The sequence below is a fragment of the Streptomyces sp. NPDC059567 genome (assembly GCF_042735655.1).
GTDB lineage: Bacteria > Actinomycetota > Actinomycetes > Streptomycetales > Streptomycetaceae > Streptomyces.
Map to the genome: position 1 here is coordinate 94,997 of NZ_JBHWBS010000001.1, position 25,059 is coordinate 120,055.

Annotated in this window: 23 protein-coding genes; 12 read left to right on the forward strand and 11 right to left on the reverse strand. The window is 72.3% G+C overall.

Annotated elements, in window-relative coordinates:
• The first annotated feature begins 201 nt into the window (after positions 1-201).
• On the forward strand, positions 202-750 hold the full coding sequence (locus tag ACFVZW_RS00360) for a CGNR zinc finger domain-containing protein (protein ID WP_384514496.1): 549 nt from the start codon (positions 202-204) through the stop codon (positions 748-750).
• 89 nt (positions 751-839) lie between these two features.
• Complete coding sequence (locus ACFVZW_RS00365) at positions 840-2,063, forward strand: cytochrome P450 (protein ID WP_384514499.1); 1,224 nt, start codon at positions 840-842, stop codon at positions 2,061-2,063.
• A gap of 13 nt (positions 2,064-2,076) precedes the next feature.
• Here ACFVZW_RS00365 and ACFVZW_RS00370 read toward each other — a convergent pair whose 3' ends face one another.
• A complete protein-coding gene (locus ACFVZW_RS00370; protein WP_384514502.1) occupies positions 2,077-2,322 on the reverse strand; it encodes a hypothetical protein in 246 nt (81 codons plus the stop codon).
• A gap of 55 nt (positions 2,323-2,377) precedes the next feature.
• Here ACFVZW_RS00370 and ACFVZW_RS00375 point away from each other — a divergent pair, with 55 nt between their 5' ends.
• The 4 genes from ACFVZW_RS00375 to ACFVZW_RS00390 all read left to right on the forward strand — a co-directional run bounded on the left by ACFVZW_RS00375 (position 2,378) and on the right by ACFVZW_RS00390 (position 5,648).
• Entirely contained in the window at positions 2,378-2,527 is a 150-nt protein-coding gene (locus ACFVZW_RS00375) for a hypothetical protein (RefSeq protein WP_384514504.1), read from the forward strand.
• A gap of 37 nt (positions 2,528-2,564) precedes the next feature.
• Positions 2,565-3,413, forward strand: coding sequence for a PP2C family protein-serine/threonine phosphatase (locus tag ACFVZW_RS00380; RefSeq protein ID WP_384515027.1), 849 nt, complete (start codon positions 2,565-2,567; stop codon positions 3,411-3,413).
• A 70-nt stretch (positions 3,414-3,483) separates the two neighbouring features.
• On the forward strand, positions 3,484-4,449 hold the full coding sequence (locus tag ACFVZW_RS00385; RefSeq protein ID WP_384515030.1) for an MASE1 domain-containing protein: 966 nt from the start codon (positions 3,484-3,486) through the stop codon (positions 4,447-4,449).
• 89 nt (positions 4,450-4,538) lie between these two features.
• Positions 4,539-5,648 carry an AI-2E family transporter gene (locus ACFVZW_RS00390; RefSeq protein WP_384514507.1) on the forward strand — a complete coding sequence of 370 codons (1,110 nt, stop codon included), beginning with the start codon at positions 4,539-4,541 and terminating at the stop codon, positions 5,646-5,648.
• 18 nt (positions 5,649-5,666) lie between these two features.
• Here ACFVZW_RS00390 and ACFVZW_RS00395 read toward each other — a convergent pair whose 3' ends face one another.
• The 5 genes from ACFVZW_RS00395 to ACFVZW_RS00415 form a co-directional block, all read right to left on the reverse strand.
• Positions 5,667-6,149, reverse strand: a complete 483-nt coding sequence (locus ACFVZW_RS00395; protein ID WP_384514510.1) for an NUDIX domain-containing protein — start codon at positions 6,147-6,149, stop codon at positions 5,667-5,669.
• 23 nt (positions 6,150-6,172) lie between these two features.
• Complete coding sequence (locus tag ACFVZW_RS00400) at positions 6,173-6,907, reverse strand: D-Ala-D-Ala carboxypeptidase family metallohydrolase (protein ID WP_384514513.1); 735 nt, start codon at positions 6,905-6,907, stop codon at positions 6,173-6,175.
• A gap of 116 nt (positions 6,908-7,023) precedes the next feature.
• Positions 7,024-8,322 (reverse strand): FAD-dependent oxidoreductase, encoded by a 1,299-nt coding sequence (locus tag ACFVZW_RS00405; RefSeq protein WP_384514516.1) that lies wholly within the window; start codon positions 8,320-8,322, stop codon positions 7,024-7,026.
• Positions 8,319-9,824 (reverse strand): FAD-dependent oxidoreductase, encoded by a 1,506-nt coding sequence (locus ACFVZW_RS00410; RefSeq protein WP_384514519.1) that lies wholly within the window; start codon positions 9,822-9,824, stop codon positions 8,319-8,321. Before ACFVZW_RS00410 ends, ACFVZW_RS00405 begins: the two co-directional genes overlap by 4 nt.
• On the reverse strand, positions 9,824-11,272 hold the full coding sequence (locus ACFVZW_RS00415) for an FGGY family carbohydrate kinase (protein WP_384514522.1): 1,449 nt from the start codon (positions 11,270-11,272) through the stop codon (positions 9,824-9,826). Before ACFVZW_RS00415 ends, ACFVZW_RS00410 begins: the two co-directional genes overlap by 1 nt.
• A gap of 307 nt (positions 11,273-11,579) precedes the next feature.
• On the opposite strand from ACFVZW_RS00415, the gene ACFVZW_RS00420 reads away from it, so the two are divergent.
• Together ACFVZW_RS00420 and ACFVZW_RS00425 are read left to right on the forward strand one after the other, a co-directional pair.
• Positions 11,580-12,557, forward strand: a complete 978-nt coding sequence (locus ACFVZW_RS00420; RefSeq protein ID WP_384514525.1) for a hypothetical protein — start codon at positions 11,580-11,582, stop codon at positions 12,555-12,557.
• A gap of 124 nt (positions 12,558-12,681) precedes the next feature.
• Entirely contained in the window at positions 12,682-14,211 is a 1,530-nt protein-coding gene (locus tag ACFVZW_RS00425; protein WP_384514528.1) for an amino acid permease, read from the forward strand.
• Positions 14,212-14,262: 51 nt separating this feature from the next.
• Here the strand turns inward: ACFVZW_RS00425 and ACFVZW_RS00430 are convergent, their stop codons facing one another.
• On the reverse strand, positions 14,263-15,012 hold the full coding sequence (locus tag ACFVZW_RS00430) for a GntR family transcriptional regulator (protein WP_384514530.1): 750 nt from the start codon (positions 15,010-15,012) through the stop codon (positions 14,263-14,265).
• A gap of 237 nt (positions 15,013-15,249) precedes the next feature.
• On the opposite strand from ACFVZW_RS00430, the gene ACFVZW_RS00435 reads away from it, so the two are divergent.
• Complete coding sequence (locus ACFVZW_RS00435) at positions 15,250-16,590, forward strand: DUF2252 domain-containing protein (protein WP_384514533.1); 1,341 nt, start codon at positions 15,250-15,252, stop codon at positions 16,588-16,590.
• Between the two features lie 59 nt (positions 16,591-16,649).
• Here ACFVZW_RS00435 and ACFVZW_RS00440 read toward each other — a convergent pair whose 3' ends face one another.
• Positions 16,650-18,047, reverse strand: a complete 1,398-nt coding sequence (locus tag ACFVZW_RS00440) for an FAD-dependent oxidoreductase (RefSeq protein ID WP_384514536.1) — start codon at positions 18,045-18,047, stop codon at positions 16,650-16,652.
• 27 nt (positions 18,048-18,074) lie between these two features.
• Entirely contained in the window at positions 18,075-18,449 is a 375-nt protein-coding gene (locus ACFVZW_RS00445; protein WP_383560012.1) for an ArsR/SmtB family transcription factor, read from the reverse strand.
• Positions 18,450-18,556: 107 nt separating this feature from the next.
• On the opposite strand from ACFVZW_RS00445, the gene ACFVZW_RS00450 reads away from it, so the two are divergent.
• The 3 genes from ACFVZW_RS00450 to ACFVZW_RS00460 all read left to right on the forward strand — a co-directional run bounded on the left by ACFVZW_RS00450 (position 18,557) and on the right by ACFVZW_RS00460 (position 22,403).
• Positions 18,557-20,446 carry a heavy metal translocating P-type ATPase gene (locus ACFVZW_RS00450; RefSeq protein ID WP_384514539.1) on the forward strand — a complete coding sequence of 630 codons (1,890 nt, stop codon included), beginning with the start codon at positions 18,557-18,559 and terminating at the stop codon, positions 20,444-20,446.
• A 353-nt stretch (positions 20,447-20,799) separates the two neighbouring features.
• On the forward strand, positions 20,800-21,894 hold the full coding sequence (locus ACFVZW_RS00455) for a chemotaxis protein (RefSeq protein ID WP_384514542.1): 1,095 nt from the start codon (positions 20,800-20,802) through the stop codon (positions 21,892-21,894).
• Positions 21,895-21,908: 14 nt separating this feature from the next.
• Positions 21,909-22,403 (forward strand): DUF1269 domain-containing protein, encoded by a 495-nt coding sequence (locus ACFVZW_RS00460; RefSeq protein ID WP_384514545.1) that lies wholly within the window; start codon positions 21,909-21,911, stop codon positions 22,401-22,403.
• A gap of 64 nt (positions 22,404-22,467) precedes the next feature.
• Here ACFVZW_RS00460 and ACFVZW_RS00465 read toward each other — a convergent pair whose 3' ends face one another.
• Together ACFVZW_RS00465 and ACFVZW_RS00470 are read right to left on the reverse strand one after the other, a co-directional pair.
• Entirely contained in the window at positions 22,468-23,001 is a 534-nt protein-coding gene (locus ACFVZW_RS00465; protein WP_384514548.1) for a PadR family transcriptional regulator, read from the reverse strand.
• Between the two features lie 32 nt (positions 23,002-23,033).
• Positions 23,034-25,052: an FAD-dependent oxidoreductase gene (locus tag ACFVZW_RS00470; protein ID WP_384514551.1), complete on the reverse strand. Its 2,019-nt coding sequence runs from the start codon at positions 25,050-25,052 to the stop codon at positions 23,034-23,036.
• Between the last annotated feature and the right edge of the window lie 7 nt (positions 25,053-25,059).

Sequence of the window (25,059 nt, forward strand, 5' to 3'; positions counted from 1 at the left end):
GTACACGTACGAGTCGTTCTCGAATGTCGTAAACAACACGATACGCGGCCGCGACCCCCACCCCCCCCCGATATGCACGGTGACCCCTATTACGGGTCTATACCGCATCCCCACCGCCACACACACCACCCACACACCCCCCCCCCCCCCTCTAACCTAAACCCCCACACTCCAGCACCCACGAAAGGTGGAGGGGCCCCCGTGAATGATTCCGGCCAGGGATTCCGGCCCGTCCAGCGGCTGTTCGACATCGCCAACGCCGTACGCGCCGCGCCGGACCTGCCCCGCGGAGCCCTCGCCGAGCTGCTCGCACACCACGGGGAGGACGCGCGGGACCTCACCGCGACCGCCTTCTCGGCGCGCGACGCCGACGAACTCCGCACCGCCGTCGTCCGTATCACCGGCGTCCTCACCGAGACGGACCCCGACCGCGCCGCCGAGGAGCTCAACGCCCTGCTCGCCGCGCACGCGGGCCCGCCCCGGCTCTCCCGCCACGACGGACACCCCTGGCACCTGCACGTCGGCCGGGGCGACGACGCCGGCTGGGCCGACTGGTTCCTCGCGGCCGGCGCCCTCGCACTCGCCCAGGTCCTCACCGAGCACGGCCGGATCACCTGGGGCGAATGCGCTTCCGCCCGGTGCGCCACGCTCTACCCGGGCACCGGCCCCGGCAGTGCGCAGCGGTACTGCTCCGCCACCTGCGCCTCCCGCGAGCGGGTCGCGGCCCACCGCCTCCGCGCCAAGGGGTGACCAACTCGTCACGTTCCGACGCGGGTTGACCGTAGGATCTGACCGCTCGCGAGCCGCATCGATTCCGCCCTCGCCGTCAGGAGTGCCCGTTGAACGCCTCGCCGTACCGCCTCGACCCCGCCGGCGGCTGCCCCCACGCGGCCAACGCCCGGCTCCTCGCCCAGGGCGCCGTGACCCCCGTGGAGCTGCCCGGAGGCGTCGAGGGCATGGCCGTACTGGGCCACGAGGCCCTGCGTGACTTTCTCTCGCACCCCGAAGTCGCCAAGAGCGCGCAGCACTTCACCGCCCTCACCGAAGGCCGCATATCCGACGGCTGGCCGCTGCGGACGTTCGCCACCGTCCAGGGCATGACCACCTCCGACGACGCCGACCACCGCCGGCTGCGTTCCCTGGTGAGCAAGGCGTTCACCGCCCGCCGGGTCGAGGCGCTGCGCCCCCGGGTCGCGTCGGTCACCGCCGGACTCCTCGACCGGCTCGCCGAGGCCGCCGACGCCGGCGACGGCGTCGCCGACCTGCGCCGTCACTTCGCCCTTCCGCTGCCCCTCGGCGTCATCTGCGAACTCCTCGGAGTGGACGAGGAGTACCAGGACAGGCTGCACCACCTCTCCAACCAGGTCGTCGCCACCGACATCGGCCCCGAGCAGGCCATGGCCGCCAACCGGGAGCTCCTGGAAGTCCTCACCGCCATCGCGGACGACCGCGCCCGCCACCCCGGCGACGATCTCACCAGCGCCCTGATCGCCGCCCGCGACGAGGGCGGCGACCGGCTCAGCCAGCCCGAACTCATCGGCACTCTCGTACTGTTGATCATCGCCGGCCACGAGACCACGCTGAACCTCCTCACCAACGCCGTCCGCGCGCTGTGCGCGCACCGCGACCAACTCGCCCACGTCACCGAGGGAGGCGCCGACTGGTCCGACGTCGTCGAGGAGACCCTGCGCTGGGACAGCCCGGTCAGCTACTTCCCGTTCCGCTACCCCACCCGCGACCTGACCGTCGACGGCACGGTGATCCCGAAGGGCACCCCGGTCCTCGCGGCCTACTCGGCGGCAGGCCGTGACACCAAGGCCCACGGCCCGGACGCGGCGCACTTCGACGTCACCCGCGTCCCCGCCGCCAAGCACCTCTCCCTGGGCCACGGCCCCCACTACTGTCTGGGCGCCCCGCTCGCCCGTATGGAGGCGACGATCGCCCTGGAAGCACTCTTCACCCGCTTCCCCACCCTGGACCTCGCCGCCGACGACGAGGACCTCCCCCGCCACGCCGGCTTCGTCGGCAACAGCGTCCGCGCCCTCCCGGTGCGCCTCGGGTGACCCGTCACGCCCCTCACCCCGTCCGGCCGCGGTCCGGCGCGGGGGAGGCGCGCAGAGCCGAGACGAGGCGCAGGAGATGCGCCTCGTTGCCCGACAGCCCCGCGGCCCTCAGGGCCTCGTCGGCCTCGGCCAAGGGGTGTGTGAGCATCGCCGCCGCGTACGGCTCCAGACGCGGATCGGTCAGGACCGCCTGGGTGGACTCCAGCAGACGAAGGTACGCCTGAGCGGCGGCGCGCTCGCGGACGGAGAACGTGGTCATGTCGGGCTCCCTCTCGACAGGTTGGACGCTTCCACCCTCTCCTACGGGTCTGACAATGAGGACGCAGGCGACACCGCTCGGGATGTCGGACACCGGCGCCGTGCTCCAGGACGGCCCGGGCAGGCCCCCGATGGTCACCCTCGGTGACCTGGACGGTCGTGCCGCGGAGCAGGCCCATGTGGAGCCCTGGGGCACCGGCGGCTAGGGTGAAGTCGGGAGTCGGTGGAACACCCGGAGCCGTGATGCGCGGACACCATCCCGAGCCGCCCGACAATGCGCAGCAACTTCTGGTGGCACTCGGGCAGCTCGTCGATCAGGCCCTGGAGCGGATCAAGTTCCAGCGGGCCAGGGTCGAGCTGGCCATGGCATTGCAGCGTCACATGCTTCCGCCGGGACTGCCGGAGGTGCCGGGGCTGCGTTTCGCGGCCAGATACACGCCCTCGCGGGACGGGCTGGACGTGGGCGGTGACTGGTACGACGTCTTCGTGATGAGCGACGGGTCCCTGGGGCTCGCGATCGGCGACGTGCAGGGCCACGATGTGGAGGCGATCGCCTTCATGGGGCAGGTGCGAACCAGCCTGCGCGCCATCGCCGAGTCGACGAGCGACACCCGAGAGGTGCTGGGGCGGACCAACGATCTGCTGATCGCCATGGGGTGTGGCCGGTTCGCGACCTGCTGTTTCCTGCGTTTCGACCCTGTCACCCGCGATCTGACGGTCTCCCGGGCAGGCCATGTCCCGATGATCTGGGCCACGGCAGCGGGCCAGTGGGGGATCGCGCTCGACAGCGGCGGGCCGCCGTTGGGCATCGTGCAGGGCGAGCGGTATCCGGTGACCCACCGACGTCTGAGAGAGGCGGGGGTCCTGGTGCTGGTCACCGACGGAGTGGTGGAGGGGCCCCACTACCCGATGGAGTCCGGCCTGGCCGAGGTGGCCAATCTGGTGCGCGCGGGGTTCGACGCCGACCCCGACATACTGGCCTCCGCCGTCGTCAAAGTGGCCGATCAGACCGGACACCGGGATGACGCCGCGGTCCTCGTCGTGCGCTACGAAGGCCCCCAGGAGCCGGTCCCACCCCAGGAGCCGGTCTGACCACGGGTCCGTCGCCGAAGTCGCAGGGACCGCGATGCGCGTGCAGACTGCTGTCGTGCGCGGTGCGGAGATGAGTCGCTACGGGTCTACCGCCCTGCGCGTGCTTGCCGTCGCCGCCGTCTACTACGGAGCTGCCCGGATCGGGCTGCTCCAGCAACTCGTACGCGACCAGGTCACCCCCCTGTGGCCGCCGACCGGCGTCGCGCTGGCCGCGCTGCTCCTCATGGGGCTGCGCGTCTGGCCGGGCATCGCCCTCGGCGCGTGTCTGGCGAACGTGTTCCTCGGCCCCTCGGCGGTCGCGGTCCTGGTCATCACCGTAGGCAACACCCTGGCACCGGTCTGTGCCTTCCTGATGCTGCGGAAAGCCGGATTCAGGAATGAACTGGACCGCTTGCGGGACGTGCTGGCGCTGATCTTCCTCGGCGCCCTCGCCGGCATGCTGATCAGTTCGACCATCGGCAGCGGCGTACTGGTCCTCTCCGGAGCCGAGGACGCGGGCGACTTCTGGTCCACATGGTCGGTGTGGTGGACCGGTGACGCGATGGGGATCCTCGTCGTGACACCCTTCCTGCTCGTGCTGCGCAGGGCCCGGTGGCCGGTGCGGGCCCGGCCCGCGCGCTGGCTGGAGGCGGGGGCGCTGGCATTCGGCACGGTCTTCGTGACGCTCCTGGCCACGCGCACGACGGACTCGGCGCTGCTCTTCCTCGTCTCTCCCCTCCTGATCTGGGCGGCGTTCCGCTTCCAGCTGGCCGGCGCGGCGCCCTGCGCGCTCGTGGTCTCGACGCTGGCGATTCTGGCCGCCACCGGAGAGAAGGGTCCGTTCGCGGGCGGGGATCTCTTCTCCACCATGGTCACGCTCCAGGCCTTCAACGGCACGACGGCGCTGACGGCTCTCCTGCTCGCGGTCGTGATCACCGAACGCAACAACACGCATGACGAGATCAAACGGGTGTGCATCCGGTTCGCGGAGATGGTGGCCCAGTTGGAGCCGCGGCCCGGGTCGTTCGAACTCCCGCCCGAGGATCCGCCGCCCTGACGTCCGAGCGCGTCCGTCGTGGGCACCCGCCCGATCATGGAGCGGGGAGCGGTGCCGAGACGTGGCCGCGGCATCAATAGGGTGACCCCATGTCTGCCACGTTGAGTTCCACCAAAGCCGCCGCCGCGCTTCGCACCGCGGCACGAGTCTCCGCGGAGTCGCTGCTGGTCCTCGTGATGGCCGCCGTGAGCCTCTGGATCGTGGGCCGCATGTGGCCGGTCGTCTGGCCGCTCATAGTGGGTCTGTTCCTCACGACCCTCACCTGGCCCCTCGCGCGCTTCCTGCGCCGGCACGGGTGGCCCCCCGCACTGGCCGCGGCGGTCGTGACCGTCCTGTTCCTCCTGGCCGTCACGGGCGTCCTGGCGCTGATCGCGGTGCCGGTGGCCTCCCAGTCCGGCGAGCTGGCCGACGGCGTGGTCGAAGGCATCCAGAAACTGCGGGAGTGGGCCGCCGGGCCGCCGCTGAACATCGGCGACGCCCAGATCTCGGGCGCGTTCGACTCGGCGATGGCCCGCGTCCAGGACAGCGTCGGCAGCGTGGTGACCACCGTCGCCACGGGCGTCGGCACCGTGTTCAACGGCATCGTGACCGCCGTCCTGGCGCTCTTCCTGATGTTCTTCTTCCTCAAGGACGGCCCGCGCTTCCTGCCGTGGCTCACCCGACAGCTCCCCGGCCGTCTCGCCGTCGACGTTCCGATCGTCGCCGAGCGCGGCTGGGACACTCTGGGCACGTTCGTACGGTCACAGGCGTTCGTGGGCCTGCTCGACGCCGTCTTCATCGGCCTCGGACTGTGGATCCTGGACGTGCCGCTGGTCCTCCCGCTGGCCGTGCTGACGTTCGTGTCCGCGTTCGTGCCGATCGTGGGTGCGCTCTTCGCCGGCCTGGTCGCGGTGCTGATCGCCCTGGTGTCCAACGGACCGACCGACGCGCTGATCGTGCTGGGGATCATCGTCGTCGTGCAGCAGCTCGAGGGGAACGTCTTCCAGCCCATGATCCAGAGCCGTGGACTCGGTCTCCATGCGGCAGTGGTCCTGCTGGCGGTGACGCTGGGCGGCAGTCTGGCAGGCATCGTGGGCAGCCTGCTCGCCGTGCCCGTGGCCGCGTTGATCTCCGTGATCTGGAACTACCTGCGCGAGCAGCTCTCCGAACCCCTGCCGGAACCGGAACCCGACGCACCGCACACCGGCGCCGCTGTGTGACGGTCCACAGGTGCCGTCTCAGGGCTCGCCGCGTCCGTCCAGCGCCGTGGCGAGCCGCTCGAGGAAGACCCGCTGGCCCGACACGAGAAGCGGAGCGGCGGCCTCAGGGGTGAACCAGCTGACCCGGTCGATTTCGGGGAACTCTCGCTGAGTGCCCGAGCCGCGGGGCCACTCCATCGTGAAGGTGCCCGGCACGATCCGGGTCGGGTCGAGGTCGGACTCGACCGCCCAGATCGTGACCGTCTTGCCGTTCGGCTGCCGCGCCTCGCCGAGCGCGAGCCGCTCGCCGTCCGGGGCCGGCAGGCCGAGCTCCTCCTCGAACTCGCGGCGCGCGGCGGCCTCCGGTGTCTCCTCGGGGCCGTACTCGCCCTTGGGGATCGACCAGGCCGACACGTCCTTCGAGGACCAAAAGGGCCCGCCCATATGGCCGATCAGCACCTCGACGTCACCGTCCGCCGTCCTGCGGAAGAGAAGGAGCCCGGCACTGCGCTTGTCCGCCATGGCGTCCAGTGTGGCGGAACGCGTCAGATGCCGCAGCTGCTCGCCGACCAGAACCGGGAGGCACGGGTGTCCACATGTGCGTGGTCGCCGTGGCCCGGGTAGCCGGGGCCGAGGATCCCGTTGAAGCCGTGGTTGCGCGCCTGCTTGGCCAGCGTGCACAGGGAGGGCGAGCCCGTGAGGTCGATGCCGTCGCCGTACAGATGCCGGCTGTCCGACGCCCCGCCGACCGCCGAGTTGCAGGCGTGCGAGCGGAATCCGCTGCTCACCGAGATCGGCACGTCGCCGAGCGCGTGGCGCAACGCCTCCAGCTTCCACATCGCGCGCAGGGCGTTCGACCTCGCGGTGGCCGCCGTGACGGCGCCGCCGGAGAAGTCGCCGTTGCACTTGTTGAGTTCGGCGTAGGTGAAGTGGATCGGCGTGCAGTCGGCGTCCTGGAGCGCGTACAGCTTCGAGAAGGTCGCGGGACCGGCGACGCCGTCGGCGGAGAGTCCGTACGCCTGCTGGAAGCGGGTCACCGCGGCCTTGGTGGCGGGGCCGTAGTCGCCGTCGACCGTCAGCACGGCGCCGTAGCCGGGATATCCGGCGACCCGGATCTGCAGCTGTGTCACGTCCGCGCCGGACATGCCCGAGGACAGGGTGCGGCCCCAGGTGTAGCACTCGTCGGCATGGGCCGTACCGGATGTGGCGACCGTCCCCGCGAGTGCGGCGACCACCAACAGGACCATCGAGAGCAGGGATCTGACCATGCGCCGGGCCATGACACCTCCGTGTCGGAAGCGGACGGGACCTCCGCCGATTCCGCCATGAGCATGACCATGTGGCGGCCGGTGGTCAACGGTGCCGGACATTCGCCAATGGCCCAGGCCAGTGGCGTCTACGGGTCGATCCGGACCGTCACCGGGCCGCCCGCCGGGTCCACCCGGCGCGCCCACGCGGCGGGCAGCCGTACGGAACGGTGCGGCCATGCCGTGCCCAGGAGCCTCACGCGGTGGAGGATCCGGCCGTCCTGCGCGACCTCCACGACCGGGCGCACCCGTGGCTCCCTCACGCGCAGCAGAAGCGGACGACCGACCCCCGCGGCGGTGATCCGGTTCGGCGCCACCCACCCGACAGGGCCGTCCGCGACCACCGGAACCGCCGACAGCGGCCACGCTTCCCCCGACAGGTACCGGAGTACGGCGTCCGCCGCCCCGCGCCCCTCGGCCGCCGCCGCGCCTGCCGATTCGACCCCGCGCAGCACGTTGCCCGCCGCGAAGACGCCGGCCGATCCGGTACGGAAGGAGCCGTCCACCGCGGGCCCCCGCGTACCGGGGTCCAGCGGCACCGCCCCGGCGCGGGCGAGTTCGTGGTCGGGGATCCAGTCCCCGGTGAAGACGACCGTGTCGCATCCGATCGTGACGCTCCGTCCGTCGGGACGGCTCAGGCGGACGCCGGTGAGCCTCCGCCGGCCCAGCAACTCCGTCACCACAGCGCCCGTCACCAGCGGAGGGAGGGGCGCTGCCGTGAACCGCCGTGGTACGCGCGGCTCTTCGGTGACCATGGCCACGACATCCGCACCGCCCCGACGCAGCGCCCGTACGGCGTGGTGGGCCACCGGTTCCGCGCCGATGACGACGGCCCGCCGCCCGAGCCGCTCACGGCGTACCCCGTACAGATGCACGGACTGCTGGAGCTCGCCGGTCGTCAGCACCCCGGCCGGTCGCGCTCCCGGCACCAGGCGTGCGCTGCGCGGACGTTCGCGGGCGCCGGTCGCCAGGACCACGGCCCGCGCGGTGATCCGCTCCAGCCCGGTCGGGGCTGTGACCTCCACGGTGAGCGGGCCCGCCCAGCCGGTCACAAAGACCCCGGTACGGACCGTGGCCCCGGCCACCACCGCCGCCCGCGCCATCCGGCGCGCGTATCCCGGCCCGTCGGTGGGGCGACCCGGCCCGGTCAGGCCGAAACCACCGTGGGCGCAGTGGCGAGGCACTCCACCGGCCTCCTGCTCCCGCTCCAGGACCTCGATCCGAAACCGGCCCGCGGAGCCCGCGCCCGCGCCCCGGCCCGAACCCGCGCCCCGGCCTGAGCCCCGGCCCGGGGGCGTCGCCGCCGCGAGCCGGGCCGCAGCCGCGAGTCCGGCGGGCCCCGCGCCGACGACGAGCACGTCCACCGTACGGTTCACCGCTCCGATCACGGGGATTCCGCCTCCTCGAACATCGCGCGGACCGTCGCTCCGCAGGAGAACCCCTGGCACCGGCCGCCGCGCGCACGCGTCCGCCGCCGCAGTCCGTCGAGCGAGACCGGCGGGATCGTCGAGGCGAGGGCGGCCCGGATCTCTCCCCGTGTGACCCGCTCGCAGTAGCACACGATGGAGCCGAACTCCGGTTCGGTGGCGATGAGTTCGGCGTCACGGTACGGGCGCGGGAACGCCTCGCCCAGGTTCGGCATCCGCACCGGGGCGAGCGGACGCTCGGCCCCCAGGGACAGTCCGCTGTCGGCGAGGAGGCCCACCACGTGCGCGGCGATACCCAGGGACGCGGTCAGGCCGGTGGACCGGATGCCTCCCACCGTGACATAGCGCAGACCAGGGTGAGCGGCGATCCGGTAGTCGTCGTGCTCGGTCGCCGCCCGCAGCCCGGCGTAGACGGCCGTGACCTCCTCGTCGAGAAGGTCCGGGAGGATTCGGCGGCCCTGGGCGCGCAGCGCCGCCAGGCCGTCGGCCGTGGACCCGGTGGCCGACTTGTCGTCCAGGTCCTCGGCCGTCGGGCCGAGCAGCACGTTTCCGTACACCGTCGGTGCGACCAGGACGCCCTTCCCGAGCGCACCCGGGACGGGGAGGAGGATGTGCCGGACCAAGGAGCGCGCGAACTTGTCGAAGACGATCAGCTGACCGCGCCTCGGCGTGACCGTGAAGTCGTCGCGGCCGAACAGGGCGTCGAACCGGTCCGCGTACAGACCGCAGACGTTGACGACGTACCGGCCGCGCAGCACGCCGCGCGGGGTGACCAGCCGGTGCGGCTCGCCTGGATCGGCTTTCTCCACACGGCAGTCGAGATGCAGATCGACGCCGGAGCGGACGGCCTGGGTGGCGTACGCGAGTGTGGTCGTCCAGGGGCAGATGATCGACTCGCCGGGGACGTCGAGCGCGCCGAGCGCCCCGGGTCCCAGGTGTGGTTCGCGGGCGGACAGTTCTCCGGCGGTCAGCAGCCGCGTGGTGCGGTGGCCATTGCGGGCCGCCTTGTCCGCGAGGCGGGGGAGCGCGGCCAGCTGGTCCTCGTCCCAGGCGACGAGCAGGGCGCCGAGCGGCTCGACGGGGATGCCCGTCTCGTGGGCGTAGTCGGCGAGCCGACGCTGTCCGTCCCGTACGAGTCCAGCCTCCAGCGAGCCGGGTACGGCGTCGAAACCGGTGTGCAGGATCGCGGTGTTGGCCTTGGACGTGCCCTCGCCGACATCGCCGGACGCCTCGACGAGCGCGACCCGCAGCGGCCGGCGGGCGAGTTCGCGGGCGATCGCACAGCCCACCACCCCGGCGCCGACCACCACGACGTCGTACTCCGAGCCCGGTGCGGAGGTGTCCGGCAGCGCTCCTCTTCGGGTGACGACGCCGGAGGGGCGGGATGGCTCTCCCGCCCTCGTCCAGCCCCCCGAGTCCCCCGCCGGCGCCCCCGCGCCGCCGCCCAGCCGCCCCGCCGCCATCACCGTGACGATCCGGGGGCGTCGTCGAGGAGCGCCGTCACGGCCGTGCGGAACCGGCCGAGGCGTTCCGCCGCCTCGGCGCTCGTGATGGCGGGCTCGTAGACGGCCGACGGCTTCCACGCCGGGACGGCCTCCTCGACGGTGAGGCCGGGGTCGAGACCGAGCCGCGCCACCGCGCCGACACCGAGCGCCGTGGCGTCCGGCAATGCCGAGACCTCGACCGGAAGTTGGAGGAGATCGGCCTGGGTCTGCATCAGCAGGGCGGAGCGGGTCAGCCCGCCGTCCACGCGCAGTGCGGTCAGCGGTGCCCCGAGGTCGGCGCCGGCCGCGCCGGCCAGCTCCACGACCTGCGCGGCGATCCCCTCGCACAGGGCACGCACCAGGTGCCCGCCGGTCGTGTCCAGGCCGAGGCCGTGCAGCGAGCCGCGTACGTCGCCGCGCCACCAAGGGGCGGCGAGCCCGGCGAGGGCCGGTACGAAGGTGACGCCTCCGGAGTCCGGCACCGTGCCGCCCACGGTGTCGAGGTCCGCGGCGCCCGAGAGCACCCCGAGGTCGGTCAGCCACCGTACGGCGGAGGCGGCCGTGTACACCTGGCCGTCCAGGCAGTAGCTCGTCCGCCCGGCGAGCCGCCAGGCCACACAGCTCACGAGCCCCGAGTCGCCGTGGCGCGGCGACGGCCCGGTCTGCGCCAGCAGGAACGCCCCTGTTCCATAGGTGCACTTGGCCGCGCCGGGTTCCGTGACGCTCTGGGCGAGGAGGGCCGCCTGCTGGTCCACGAGGAGCCCGGTCAGGGGGAGCGGCGGCCCGAACGCGGTGGTGACGCCCACCCGGGTGTCGGCGTCGACCACACGTGGCAGGCGCTCGGCACCCAGCCCGAAGACGTCGAGGGCGGGAGCGGACCACGACACGCTGTCCAGATCGAGCAGACCGGTGCGCCCGGCCGTCGCGGCGTCGGTGACGAACGCGCCCGTGAGGCGGTGCACGAGCCAGGCGTCGCTCGTCGTGACGACGCCCGCGCCCGTGAGGTGCCGACGGATCCAGGCCATCTTGGGGGCGGCGAAATAGGGGTCGAGCGGCAGCCCGGTCCACTGCCTCAACTCGTCGGCGTGATTTGAGAGTTCAGTACAGAGGCTCTCGGCCCTGCGGTCCTGCCAGACGAGCGCGTCGGTGAGCGGGTCGCCCGTCGCCGGGTCCCAGGCGAGAACGGTCTCGCCCTGGTTGGCCAGGCCGACCGCCGCGACCGGGGTGTCCGCCTCGGCGAGCGCGGCCCGGCCCGCGGCGACGACGGAGTCGTACAGCTCGGCCGGATCGACCTCGACCAGGCCGCCCGGCAGATGGCGCGGCCGCACGGGCGCCGTTCCGGAACCGATCACGCCCCGCTCCGGGCAGACGACCAGCGCCTTCGTCCCGGAAGTGCCCTGGTCGACGGCGAGTACCGGGCCCGTCATCGTCGTACTCCCGTCCCCGAAGCGCCTTCGGTTCTTGATCGCGGAAGCGGACAGACTGGTGCACGCGGGCCCTCCCGTCAAGCGGTTCGCGGCCCCGGCGTCAGCTCGTCATAGATATGTGAGGGATCTTCAAATTCGTTCAGTGGCTGGATAGTTACGGTCAGAAGTGAAAGTGGATCGTGCTCGTCCACGCGCCTCTATAGTGATCGCCGATCAACGGCCGGGACACCCACCCGGGGACTGACCACCCCCGCCGCCCACCGAGGACCCACCGAGGACCCATGTCTCCCACCGCACGCCCCGCTCCGTGAAGGCAGGACACGGCTTCCGGCCCGTCTACCATCCGGCGGGCCACGACCACGCCCTGCGCCACGCCGTCCAGGATCTGCGGACCGGCCGCTGGGTGTCCATGGCCCGATTGCTCGACGAGACACCCGGATGGGACGGCTGGACCCGGCGCACCCAGGTGCTCGCCGCCGTCGCCGCCGGTACCGACGTCGTGCGGATCTGGCGGGCGGAACAGCCGGACAGCGTCTCCGCGACCGTGATGCACACCCGGGTCGCCGTGGAGCGGGCCGTACGTGCCCACCGCGGCGGCCACCCCCGCACCCGCGCCCTCTGGCAGGAGGCCTGGACCGCCTGCCGCGACGCCGCCGAACAGGCGCCCGACGACCCCGTCCCCTGGGTGTGCCTGCTCGCCCTCGCCGCGCTCGACGAGCGCCAGCGCATGGAGGAACACCGCCTGCGCCCGCCGGCGCCCATGCTGCCGCCCGGCCCCTGGGGACTCCTCGCCGAGGCCGAGAAGCGCGACCCGCAGAACCGCGAGGCGCACCACCGAATGCTGCAGTTCTTCTACGGGCGACGGTCCGGACCGCTCTCCGAGGCGGTCAACTACGCACAGTGGGCCGCCGGTTCGGCCCCGACAGGCTCCGCCCTGCACGCGCTCCCGCTCTACGTCCGGGTGGAGCGCTACCGGCGCGAGCGCGGCCAGGAGCACGCCCTCGACCTGCACTGGGTCGCCGAGGACGCCGTCCGTGACGCCCGCCGCGCCCTGGACTCCTGGTTCCTCTTCTGCGCCACCGCCGAGGCGTCCCTCCTGGACCTCAACCACCTCGCCCACGCCCTCTTCGGTGCCCTCCGCTTCACCGACGCGGCCCGCGTGTTCGAGGCCCTCGGGCCGTACTGGACGGTCCTGCCCTGGGCGTACCGCACTCCACGGCCCGATGACCGGGCGCTCGCCGAAGAGGTCTTCGTACGCGCCCGCGCACGCTGTCTCGACCCCTGACCCCCGCATGCACGACGTCCTCGCGACGCCCCGGCACCACCCCGAGCACCGCCCTCGCCCCATGGCCGCAGCACCCCGCTCGGCTCCCCAGTTCGCCCGCCCGCCCCTTCCCGGAGGTACCGGCATGTCCCGCACCGTCCCCGCCGACGAGATACGCAGGCCCCCGGCCGCGCAGGACGAGGAGGCACGGCTCCGCGAGCTCGGCTACCAGCCCGTGCTCGCGCGCCGCATGGGCGGCTTCGGCAACTTCGCCATCAGCTTCTCCGTGATCTCCATCCTGTCCGGCTGCATGACGCTCTACGGATTCGGTCTCAGCACCGGCGGCCCCGCCGTCATGATGTGGGGCTGGGCGGGCGTCGGGCTCTTCGTGCTGTGCGTCGGCCTCGCGCTCGCCGAGGTCACCAGCGCCTACCCGACCTCCGGCGCCCTCTACTACATGGCCGACCGGCTCGGCGGCCGGCGCTGGGGCTGGTACACCGGCTGGCTGAATCTGCTCGGTCTGCTCGGTGCGATCGCCGGAATCGACTACGGCGCCGCCCTCTTCACCGGAGCCTTCCTCAACCTCCAGTGGGGCATCGTGCCCACGGCGGGCTCCACCTTCCTGATCTTCCTCGCGATCCTGCTGCTGCACGCCGTGCTCAACCTCTTCGGAGTACGGCTCGTCAGCGTGCTGAACTCCATCAGCGTGTGGTGGCACCTCACCGGCGTGGCCGTGATCGTCGGCGCCCTGGCGTTCATCCCCGACCGCCACCAGTCCGCCGAGTTCGTCTTCACCGAGTTCGTCAACGACACGGGCTGGGCGAATCCCTTCTACGTCGCCGCCGTCGGCCTGCTCCTCGCCCAGTACACCTTCTCCGGCTACGACGCTTCCGCCCATCTTTCGGAGGAGACCTCCAACGCCTCGGTCAGCGCGGCCAAGGGCATCGTCCGCGCCATCTGGGTCTCGTGGATCGCGGGCTTCGCACTGCTCGCCGGGCTGACCTTCGCCATCCAGGACTACGCGGGCACGCAGAACAGCGCCACCGGAGTCCCGCCCGCCCAGATCCTGCTCGACGCGCTCGGTTCCGGTGGCGCCACCGTCCTGCTGCTGGTGGTGATCGTGGCCCAGCTCTTCTGCGGCAACGCCGAGGTGGCCGCCGCCAGCCGGATGGTCTTCGCCTTCAGTCGCGACAACGCCCTGCCCGGATCCGCTCTCTGGCGCAAGGTCAGCAGCCGTACGCAGACCCCTGTGCCGGCCGTCTGGCTCGCGGTCGGCTTCGCCGCGCTCCTGGCCGTGCCGTCGCTCTACTCCGCCACCGCCTACGGCGCCGTCACCGCCATCAACGTCATCGGCATCACCCCCGCCTATGCCATTCCGATCTATCTGCGGCTGCGGGCGGGCAAGCGGTTCACTCCGGGCCCGTGGAGCCTGGGCCGCTGGAGCGCCCCCATCGGGTGGATCGCCGTGATCTGGGTGGCCGTGGTCACCGTGCTGTTCTGCCTGCCGCAGAAGTCCCCGGTGACCATCGACTCCATGAACTACGCGGTCATCGCGCTCGCCGTCGTCCTCCTGCTCGCCAGTGTCTGGTGGTACGTGGCCCGCCGCTCGTACGGCACTCCCTCGGCGTACGGAAGTGCGCGTGAGGAGGCGGAGATCGCGGAGGGCATCGTGTAAGTCCCGTAGGTCACGGTTATGTTCGGAGCGGACGGGGATTCAGTCGGATCGTCAGCCGCTGAACTCATAGGTCCACGCCGCCCCGTGGGCCGCGAAGTCGATGTCCGTGATCTCCAGCGCGTGCCCGTGCTGGTCGCACACCACCCGGTGGACGACCAGCCGGGCCGTGCCGTCCCCGACGCCCGTGGCGGAGGCCGGGGGCACGGCGATCGACTCCCGGCGGGTGAGGCGGAGTCCGGCCTGGTGCATCCAGTGGTAGAGCAGCCGCAGATCGGGCTGGGGCACGGTGTTGCCGCCCCGCCGATAGCGGGCGAGCTGGGGTATCTCGGCGAGCGCTGGCCGGGAGAACCAGGACACCGAACGCTGCAGGGGTGTGCCGCCGGGAGAGAGGACGACATGCCGGTGGACGAGGGTGGGTTCGCCGGGGACGAGTGCGAGCCGCCCGGCCGTCGCGGCCGGCGGCGCCTCCCAGGAGATCGAGGCGCGCACCAGGGCGTCAGCGGCCTCCGTGCCACCGGGGAAGCACTGCCGGCGTGCCGTCAGGGCCGGTACCCGCGGCCAGTGTTCGGGGCCGGCGGCGAAGGTGCCGCGGCGGTCGGTGACGACGAGCCGTTCCTCGCGCAGCAGTTGGAGCGCGCTGCGGACCGTCTGCCGGTTCACGTGGTAGCGGTGCGCGAGGGAGCGCTCGGACGGGAGGCGGCTGCCGGGGGAGATCTGCCGGCCGTCGAGGTCGCTCCGCAGCGCGGCGGCGACCCGGAGGTAGAGCGGGACCGCCGTCTGCTCGGGTTCGGGCTCAGCCATGTTCCAAGCCTCTCTTTGCTCAGCGTGACTGCTCGGGTGACTGCTCCTGAGCGTGACTGCTCAGCGTGACAGTCTGAACCGCGTGGGTGATCAATTCCTATCATTGGTCTAAACCATTAAGGAAGGGGGGTCGGGGGGAGTGGCCGAAATCGGGGCCGCTCGGGGTGCGCGCGGCGCCGTCTGACCTTGTAATGAGTCTCGACCGGTAGGCGCTGTGGAAGAGGCGGGTGAGGCCGGATGACGACACCGGCGGCGCGGGCCCAGGCCGGCAGAGCGGCCCGCAAAAGCGTGCCACGGTCCTCACACGGCCGTTGGATCCCCTCCTCGCAGCGCCCTGACCCGCTGACCGTGCTGGAGCGGCAGGCCGTGGACCGCGTGCCCGAGCTGGTCCCCATCCGGTACGGCCGCATGGTCGTGTCGCCCTTCGCCTTCCTGCGCGGCGCCGCCGCCGTCATGGCCGCGGACCTCGCCGCCCAGCGCCACACCGGCCTCACGGTCCAGCTCTGTGGCGACGCCCATCTGCTCAACTTCGGCGTCTACGCCTCACCCGAACGGACGCTTCTCTTCGACGTCAACGACTTCGACGAGACCCTCCCCGGCCCGTTCGAATGGGATGTGAAGCGGCTCGCCGCCAGCGTCGCCGTGGCCGCGCTGCAGAACGGCACCACCAAGGCCAAGGCCCACCGGGCGGCCCTCGTCGCCACCGAGTCGTACCGCATCGCCATGGGACGCCTCGCGGAACTCGGAGAGCTCCCCGTCTGGTACGCCCGGATCGACGCCGACGACCTGACCGCCCTCGTCCGCCCCGAACGCCGCGCGCGGCTCGAGAACCGCCTCGCCCGCGCCCGCCGCCGCACCAGCCTCCAGGCGCTCACCAAGCTCACCGAGGAGGACGCGAGCGGTGGCCGCCACATCGTCGACGACCCGCCACTGCTCGAACGCGTCACGGACATGGACCGGGTCACCCTCGGCAAGATCTTCAGCGACTACCGCAGCACCCTCTCCGAGGAGCGCCGACTGCTCCTGGACCGGTTCCACTACGTCGAGGCGGCTCGCAAGGTCGTCGGCGTCGGCAGTGTCGGAACCCGCTGCTTCATTCTCCTCCTCCAAGGCCGCGACGACGGCGACCCGTTGATCCTCCAGATCAAGGAGGCCGGCCGCTCGGTCCTGGAGCCGTACCTCTCGCCGAGCGCGTACACGCATCAGGGGCAGCGGGTCGTCTCCGGGCAGCGACTCACGCAGGCCGCGAGCGACATCTTCCTCGGCTGGATGACCGGACCCGAGAAGCGCCACTTCTACTGGCGCCAGTTGCGCGACATGAAGGGCTCGGCCGAGGTGGAGACCATGTCCCCGTCGATGCTCCGCGCGTACGCGGGCCTCTGTGGCCGAGCCCTGGCCCGCGCCCACGCGCGCTCCGGCGACCGCATCGCCATAGCCGCCTACCTCGGCTCCTCGGACGTCTTCGACCGGTCGATCGCCGACTTCGCGATCCGGTACGCGGGCCAGAACGCCGACGACTACGCGGCACTGAGCGCGGCGATCGCCGCCGGCGTGGTCACGGCGGCGCCGGGGATCTGACGCCCGCCCGCGCCCCCGGAGCGCCGCCGTCGGCGCCCCGGACACCGTCGTCGTACGCCCTACGCCTCGCGTCGCATCGGCGGCTCCGCCGGCGTCTCCGGGGCGGGGGCGAAGAGCACCGCCCGCGCCACCGCGGGTGCGAACAGCGACGTCATCGGCGACGTCAGGCTCAGTACGGAACGGAACGCCGCGCCCACGACCGGATCCCCCGCGTACCGCTGCTGCAGTCGGCTCATGTACCAGCCCACCGGCTTGTCCAGCGCGCGTACGCCCGTCGCGTTGCCGGTGGCTCCCGGCATCGTCTTGTCCGCGCCCGTCGAGATCTCCCAGGCCTGCTTCGAGGAGTCGATCAGCGCCTTCTGCACAGCCCGGGTGGTCGCCGTCCGCTTCGGACGGCTCAGTGCCCGGCGCAACGCGACCGCGTTCATCGCGGCGACCGCCATGCCCTGGCCGTAGATCGGATTGAAGGCGCACAGCGCGTCGCCGGTGGCGAGGAAGCCGGCCGGGCGGCGGCCCGGAAGGTCGTACCGGCGACGGATGTTGGCCGTCTTGCGGAAGCCGAAGACGGCGGACTCCGGCTCCGCCTTCGCCAGCCACTCGCCGATGAGCGGGTGCGGCAGCCGGAGTGCGTACTCCTCGAACGCGGCCTCGTCCGTGGGCGGTTCGTCGCCCCGCAGCCCGGACAGCGTCACCACGTACCGGCCGCCGCCGAGCGGCAGCACGCCACCGCCGTACACCTGCCCGGGGTTGGGAAGGATGTAGTAGGCGCGCGCGTCCGAGGTGTCCGAGGTGCTGTCCCGCGGACCCCGGTAGACACGGGTGGAGTACGCGAGCCCCGTGTCGATCGTCTCCTCGTGCGGCGGCTCGGCGCCGATCGCGGCCAGCCAGTCGGCGGCGCCCGTGCCACGGCCCGAGGCGTCCACGACCAGATCGGCCTCCAGGGATCGGGTCTCCTTGGATGCGCCCGCGCCACGGTCGCGCAACAGCACCCCTCGGACCCGCGAGGAGTCGCCGATCAGACCGACCGTCTCGGCCCCCTCGACGGCCTCGATCCGCGGATCGGCGAGAACCCGTCGGCGTACCAGCCATTCGAGCTGCGAGCGGGGGCCCGAGGAGATGGTGGACGTGGCGGGCATCCGCCGGATCCACCGGCCGTTCTGCCACTGCACCATGTCCTCGGGCATGCCCACGAGAGGTGCGCCGAGCTCGCCGAGTTCCTTCATGAACCCCGGCAACAGCTCGTCCAGCGCGTGCTGTCCACCCTCGACCAGCACATGCGTGTGGCGGCTCTGCGGTACACCCGGCCGGGCGTCCGGTCCCTCGGGGAAGCGGTCGCGCTCGACGACCGTCACCCTCTCCGCGTGCTCGCTGAGCACCCGCGCCGCCAGCAGGCCCGCGAGACTCCCCCCGATGACCACCGCGTGACGTGTCCCGCGGTGCCCCAACTCGTCGGCCATCCCCGCCCCTTCCCCGAAGTGGATCTCCTACTGAGCAGTATCCACGGTCTCGCGGGGCACGTCGCGTGCGCCGAGGCGCAGATGCTCGATGTGGTACACGGCTTCGTCGAGGAGTTGGGCGACATGGTTGTCGTAGAGGCTGTACTCGATTCGCCGGCCCTGTCGTACCCCGGTGACGAGGCCCAACGCGCGGAGCAGGCGCAGCTGGTGGGAGACGGCCGACTGCTCCATGTCGACGGCCTCGGCGAGTTCGGTCACTCCGCACGGACCCTGGCGCAGCTTGGTGAGGATCATCAGTCGCGAGGGCGTCGCGAGGGCCTGGAGGGTGGCGGCGATGGTGGCCGCGGACTCCGCGTCCAGGTGGGTTGCCGGGGTCGTCTCGCCGTTCACGCCGTGTCCCATGCGCTCATCGTAGCGGCGGCGATAAACTGACGAATGAAGACCTCTTCATGTGTTCCGCTATGGTGAGGGCCTCCGCCCCGACGTCCCGATCGAAGAGGTGCCCACCCATGGCTTCCCCGGTGCTCGACGCCCGGACCGCCGCCGCGGACAAGGCCCCGCCGCCTTCCCGCCGCACGCGCGCGTCCGCCCTGCCCGAGGTCCGCTGGGCCGCGCTGTCCGCCCTCGCCTTCCTCCTCGCCCTGCCGCTGGACCTGACCGGCGCCCCCGCCTGGGCCTGGGGGCCGCTCTACGCGGTCAGCTACGCCGCCGGGGGCTGGGAGCCCGGCTGGGCGGGGCTCCAGGCGCTGCGCGAGAAGTCCCTCGACGTCGACCTGCTCATGGTGGTCGCGGCGATCGGCGCGGCGGCGATCGGCCAGTACCTCGACGGTGGCCTCCTCATCGTCATCTTCGCCGTCTCCGGCGCCCTGGAAGCCCTCGCCACCCGCCGCACCGCCGACTCCGTACGCGGCCTGCTCGACCTGGCGCCCGCGAAGGCGGTAAGGCTGACGGGCGGGGCCGAGGAGCCGGTGGACGTGGCCGACCTGCGGATCGGCGACACCGTTCTCGTACGGCCGGGGGAGCGGCTGCCCGCCGACGGCACGGTGCTCGACGGCGCCAGCGACGTCGACCAGGCGACCATCACCGGGGAGTCGCTGCCCGCCGCCAAGTCGCCCGGCGACGAGGTCTTCGCCGGCACCCTCAACGGAACCGGAGCCCTGCGCGTACGGGTGGACAAGGACGCGGCCGACTCCGTCATCGCCCGGATCGTCGCCCTCGTCGAGGAGGCCAGTGCCACCAAGGCGCCCACCCAGCTCTTCATCGAGAAGATCGAGCAGCGCTACTCCGTCGGCGTCGTCGTCGCCACCCTGGCGCTCTTCACGATCCCGCTCGCGCTCGGTGCCGACTTCACCAGCGCGCTGCTCCGCGCCATGACCTTCATGATCGTGGCCTCGCCCTGCGCGGTCGTCCTCGCCACCATGCCGCCGCTGCTCTCCGCGATCGCCACCGCCGGCCGTCATGGCGTCCTGGTCAAATCGGCCGTCGTGATGGAACGCCTGGGCGCGGTCGACCGGGTCGCGCTCGACAAGACCGGCACCCTGACCGAGGGCACGCCCCGGGTGACCCGCGTCGAGGGGGACCCGGAGGCGCTCGCCCTGGCCGCCGCGGCCGAGCTGCCCAGCGAACACCCCCTGGCCCGCGCGGTGGTCGCCGCGGCACGCGCCCGCGCCCTGACCGTCCCCGAGGCGAGCGACTTCGTCTCGGTACCCGGTGAGGGCGTACGGGCCGTGGTCGAGGGCCGCGAGGTACGCGTCCGGCGCGCGGACGGCGACCATGCCGACACCACCGTCGAGGTCGTCGTCGACGGCACCCGGGTCGCCGTCCTCGAACTCTCCGACCGGCTCCGCGACGGCGCCCCCGAGGCGGTGGCCGCCCTCACCCGCCTCACCGGTACCACCCCCACCCTCCTGACCGGCGACAACGCCGGGGCGGCGGGCCGGATCGCCGAGCAGACGGGGATCACCGACGTACGGGCGGGGCTCCTGCCGCAGGACAAGGTCGACGCCGTACGCGAGTGGGAGCGGGCCGGTTCGAAGGTCCTGGTGGTCGGCGACGGCGTCAACGACGCGCCCGCCCTGGCCGCCGCCCACAGCGGCATCGCCATGGGCCGGGCCGGATCCGACCTGGCTCTGGAGACCGCCGACGCGGTCGTCGTGCGCGACGAGCTCGCGACGGTCCCCGCGGTCCTGGCCCTCTCGCGCCGCGCCCGCCGACTGGTGGTCCAGAACCTGGTGATCGCGGGCACCTGCATCGGCGCCCTGGTGATCTGGGACCTGGCCGGCCACCTCCCGCTGCCGCTCGGCGTGGCAGGCCACGAGGGCTCCACGGTCCTGGTGGGCCTCAACGGCCTACGCCTCCTCCGCGACGCGGCCTGGCGGAGGGCGGCGGCGGGGGAGTGAGCGGGGCGGCGGCGGCGGGGGCGTACGGCCGGGTGCTCGGGTCGGAGCGAACCCGGGCTGTCGCCCGGACCGGCCACCCGTGGCGGGCCCGCCCGAGCCCCCGATCGTCGCTTCCGGCGGCGCCGCGACCCGGCAGGGGGCGCGATCGGGAAGGGCAGTGCCCCTCCCCGGATGAGGTGCTCCGCTCGCGGTCGGCCGGACTCCGGGCGACGATGGCCGGACGGAGGAGTCCCCCGACGTCTCCGCGGCCCAGGCGCGCACCGAAGTGCGGCCGGCCGACCGGCCGGCCGGCCTCCGGCACCGCCGTGACCTGCCACGGCCTTGCGCCCAAGCACTCCGAAAGGTCGGCTTCCATGCAACCCGCGCTCAGCAGCGACGTGCTCGCGAAACTGCGTCAGCCCCGTCCCTATCCGGCCGTGTCCCTGCTCATGCCGACACACCGCCGCGAGCCCGACAACACCCAGGATCCCGTCCGGCTCCGCAACCTCCTGGCCCAGGCCGGGGAGCTGCTCCAGGCGGACCCAGCGGTGACCCGCGAGCGGCGTACGGACGTGCTGAGCCAGCTGGAGCAGGCCCTCGCGGAGGTGGACCTCGTCCACGCCGAGGACGGTCTCGTGATCTACGCGGCGCCCGGGGAACACCAGGTCTGGTCCGTGGCCCGCTCCGTGCCCGAGCGCGTCGTGATCGCCGACACCTTCCTCACCCGCAACCTCGTCGCCGCCCACGCGGCCGAGCAGCCCTTCTGGGCGCTCGCCGTGGCCGCCGACCGGGTGTCGCTGTGGAACGGCGACGCCGAGCACGTCACCGAACACACCGAGGACGGCTTCCCGCTGACGCGGAGCCTGGAGGACCCGGACGCGGAGCGCAAGGAGCGCATCGGCGACATGCCGAGCACCTTCCGCGACGAGCAGACCCGCCAGTTCATGCGTCAGGCGCACGAGGCGCTGCGCAGGGTGCTCAGCTCCTCCCCGCGGCCGCTGTACGTGCTCGGTGAGGCCGCGGCGGTGTCCCTCCTGGAGGAGATCGGTCCGCTCGGCAAGGACACGACGATCGTCCAGCGCGGCGGGCTGGCCGCCGGTCCGGCCGCTCAGGTGTGGCAGGCGCTCGAGCCCCTGCGTACGGACAAGGCGACGGCGGAGAAGGCGGCGGTCGTCTCCGAACTGGACGCGGCACAGGGCCGACGCGAGTTCGCCGGTGGTCTCGACGAGGCGTGGAAGGCCGCGAAGGAGGGCCGTATCCGGCTGCTGGCGGTGGAAGAGCACTTCCAGGCGATCGTCCGCGACTACGGCGACCATCTGGAGCCGGCCGAGGCGGCCGACCTCGACTCGCGGGACGACATCGTGGACGAGATCGTCGAGCAGGCCCTGCAGACAGGGGCGGAAGTGCGCTTCGTACCCGACGACACCCTGTCCGGCGCGGGCCGGATCGCCGGCGTCCTGCGCTACTGATCACGGAGGCACAGATGTCAGAACTCATCGTCATCGGCTACGAAGAGCGCTCGGTCGCGAACAAGGCCTTCAAGACGGTTCAGGAGCTGGAGAAGGCCCACGTGGTCACGCTCGGCGGACTCGCGGTCGTCTCCGTGGACCTGGAGGGCGAGATTCATGTCGACACGCCCAGGAAGAGCGAGAAGACGGCCATCTCGGCCACGGCGGGGGCGCTCTGGGGGCTGGTCTTCGGCATGATCGTCCTCACGCCCGGGCTCGGCGTGGTGGGCGCCGCGATCGGGGGACTGATCGGCAAGCTGAACCAGATGGGCATCGACAAGGGCTTCCGGGAGAAGGTCCAGTCCCTGCTCGAGCCCGGTTCCTCCGCCGTGGTGATCATGGCGTCGAAGATGGACGACGAGAAGTTCGCCGCCGCCATGCAGGGATACGGCGGCACGGTCCTCAAGACCTCGCTCGCGGAGGAGGACGAGAAGGAGCTCGTGGCGCAGCTGGCCGGCGACGCCGAGTAGGAGGACGGGCGCGGGCCGACGACCTGGAGCGGAGGCCGGCACTCCGGCTCATCGAGCGCGCGCCTCAGCGCTCCAGTTCATCGAGCGCATGCGTCAGCCACTCGACCCAGAACCGCTCCAGATCGATCCCGCCCCGCAGCACCAGATGGCGCAGCCGATCCGGCTCGGTCTCCCGGCGCGCGGGCGGGAAGTCCCGCGCCTCGATCGCCAGGTACTCCTCCAACTGGCTCCGGTGCAGGTCGAGATGGCGGCCCAGCTCCTCCCGCATACCGGGCGCCCCGACGACCGCCGCCGCCCGCATCCGCAGCAGCAGAGCGGCCCGCATCGGCTTGGGGTCCTCGCTCCGCGCCACCCACTCGGTCAGCTCCTCGCGGCCCGCGGGCAGGACCTCGTACTCCTTCTTCTGCCCACGCGCGGGCACCGGGGCGGGCAGGGCACGGATGTGCCCCGCCTGCTCCAGCTTGCCCAGCTCGCGATAGATCTGCTGATGCGTGGCCGACCAGAAGTAGCCGATCGACTTGTCGAAGCGACGCGTCAGCTCGAGGCCGGAGGACGGCTTCTCGAGCAGCGCGGTCAGGATCGCGTGCGGGAGGGACATGCACGCATCCTAGGAGTGGCCGGCCACGGTGATCACAGGGTGGCCGCCAGCCGCGTGCCCTGGTCGATGGCGCGCTTGGCGTCCAGCTCGGCGGCCACGTCGGCGCCGCCGATGAGGTGCGCGGTGCGGCCCGCGGCGATCAGCTCCTCGTAGAGGCCCCGGCGCGGCTCCTGGCCGGTGCACAGGACGATCGTGTCGACCGGGACGGTCTGCGGCTCGCCGTCGATCGTGAGGTGCAGGCCCTCGTCGTCGATCCGCTCGTACGACGCGCCCGCGACCATCGTGACGCCCCGGTGCTTCATCTCGGCGCGGTGGATCCAGCCGGTGGTCTTGCCCAGTCCGGCGCCGACCTTCGTGGTCTTGCGCTGGAGCAGGTGGACCTGGCGCGGCGGCTTCGGCCGCTCGGGGGCGCGCAGTCCGCCCCGCGTCTCGTACGAGGTGTCGACGCCCCACTGCTTGAAGTACGTCTCGGCGTCCTGGCTCGCGCCCTCGCCGCCGTCGGTGAGGAACTCGGCGACGTCGAAGCCGATGCCGCCGGCTCCGATGATCGCGACCCGCTCGCCGACCGGCGCGCCGTCCCGCAGGACGTCGAGGTAGTTGACGACGCTGGGGTGGTCGATGCCCTCGATCGCCGGGGTGCGCGGGGTGACGCCGGTGGCGACGACCACCTCGTCGTAGCCGTCGAGGTCGCCGGCGGCGACGGGGGTGTTCAGCCGGACCTCGACGCCGCGCTCGTCGAGCTGGGTACGGAAGTAGCGGAGCGTCTCGTCGAACTCCTCCTTGCCCGGCACCCGCTTGGCGATGTTCAGCTGGCCGCCGATCTCGCTCGCGGCGTCGAACAGGGTGACGGAGTGGCCGCGTTCGGCGGCGGAGACGGAGAACGCGAGTCCGGCCGGGCCCGCGCCGACGACCGCGATCCGCTTGGCGAGCCGCGTGGGGGAGAGGACCAGTTCGGTCTCGTGGCAGGCGCGCGGGTTCACCAGACAGGAGGTGATCTTCAGGCTGAATGTGTGGTCCAGGCAGGCCTGGTTGCAGCCGATGCAGGTGTTGATGGTGTCCGCGCGGTCGGCGGCGGCCTTGGCGACGAACTCGGGGTCGGCCAGGAAGGGGCGGGCCATGGAGACGATGTCCGCGCGGCCCTCGGCGAGGATCTGCTCGGCGACCTCGGGGGTGTTGATGCGGTTGCTGGTGACGAGCGGGATGCTCACCGCGCCCATCAGCTTCTTGGTCACCCAGGTGTACGCGCCGCGCGGCACCGAGGTGGCGATGGTGGGGATGCGGGCCTCGTGCCAGCCGATGCCGGTGTTGATGATGGTGGCGCCGGCGGCCTCGATCTCCTTGGCGAGGGCGACGACCTCCTCCAGCGTGGAACCGCCCGGGACCAGGTCGAGCATCGAGAGGCGGTAGATGACGATGAAGTCCTCGCCGACCCGCTCGCGGATGCGCCGGACGATCTCCAGCGGGAAGCGGACCCGGTTCTCGTAGCTGCCGCCCCAGCGGTCCGTGCGCTGGTTGGTGGCGGCCGCGATGAACTCGTTGATCAGGTAGCCCTCGGAGCCCATGACCTCGACGCCGTCGTACCCGGCGGCCTTGGCCAGCTCGGCGCAGCGGGCGTAGTCCTCGACGGTCTGCTCGACCTCGGCGTCGGTGAGCTCGTTGGGGACGAAGGGGCTGATCGGCGCCTGGATCGCGCTGGGTGCGACGAGCGCGGGGTGGTAGGCGTACCGGCCGAAGTGGAGGATCTGCATCGCGATCCGGCCGCCCTCGGCGTGCACGGCCTCGGTGATGAGCTTGTGCTCGGCCACCTCGTCATCGGTGCTGAGCTTGGCGCCGCCGTCCCAGGGGCGACCGGCCTCGTTCGGGGCGATGCCGCCGGTCACGATCAGCCCGACGCCGCCGCGGGCGCGCTCGGCGTAGAACGCGGCCATGCGCTCGAAGCCGTTCTCGGTCTCCTCGAGGCCTACGTGCATGGAACCCATGAGCACCCGGTTCGGCAGGGTGGTGAACCCGAGGTCGAGCGGGCTCAGCAGGTGCGGGTACGGGGTGGTCATGGGGGCG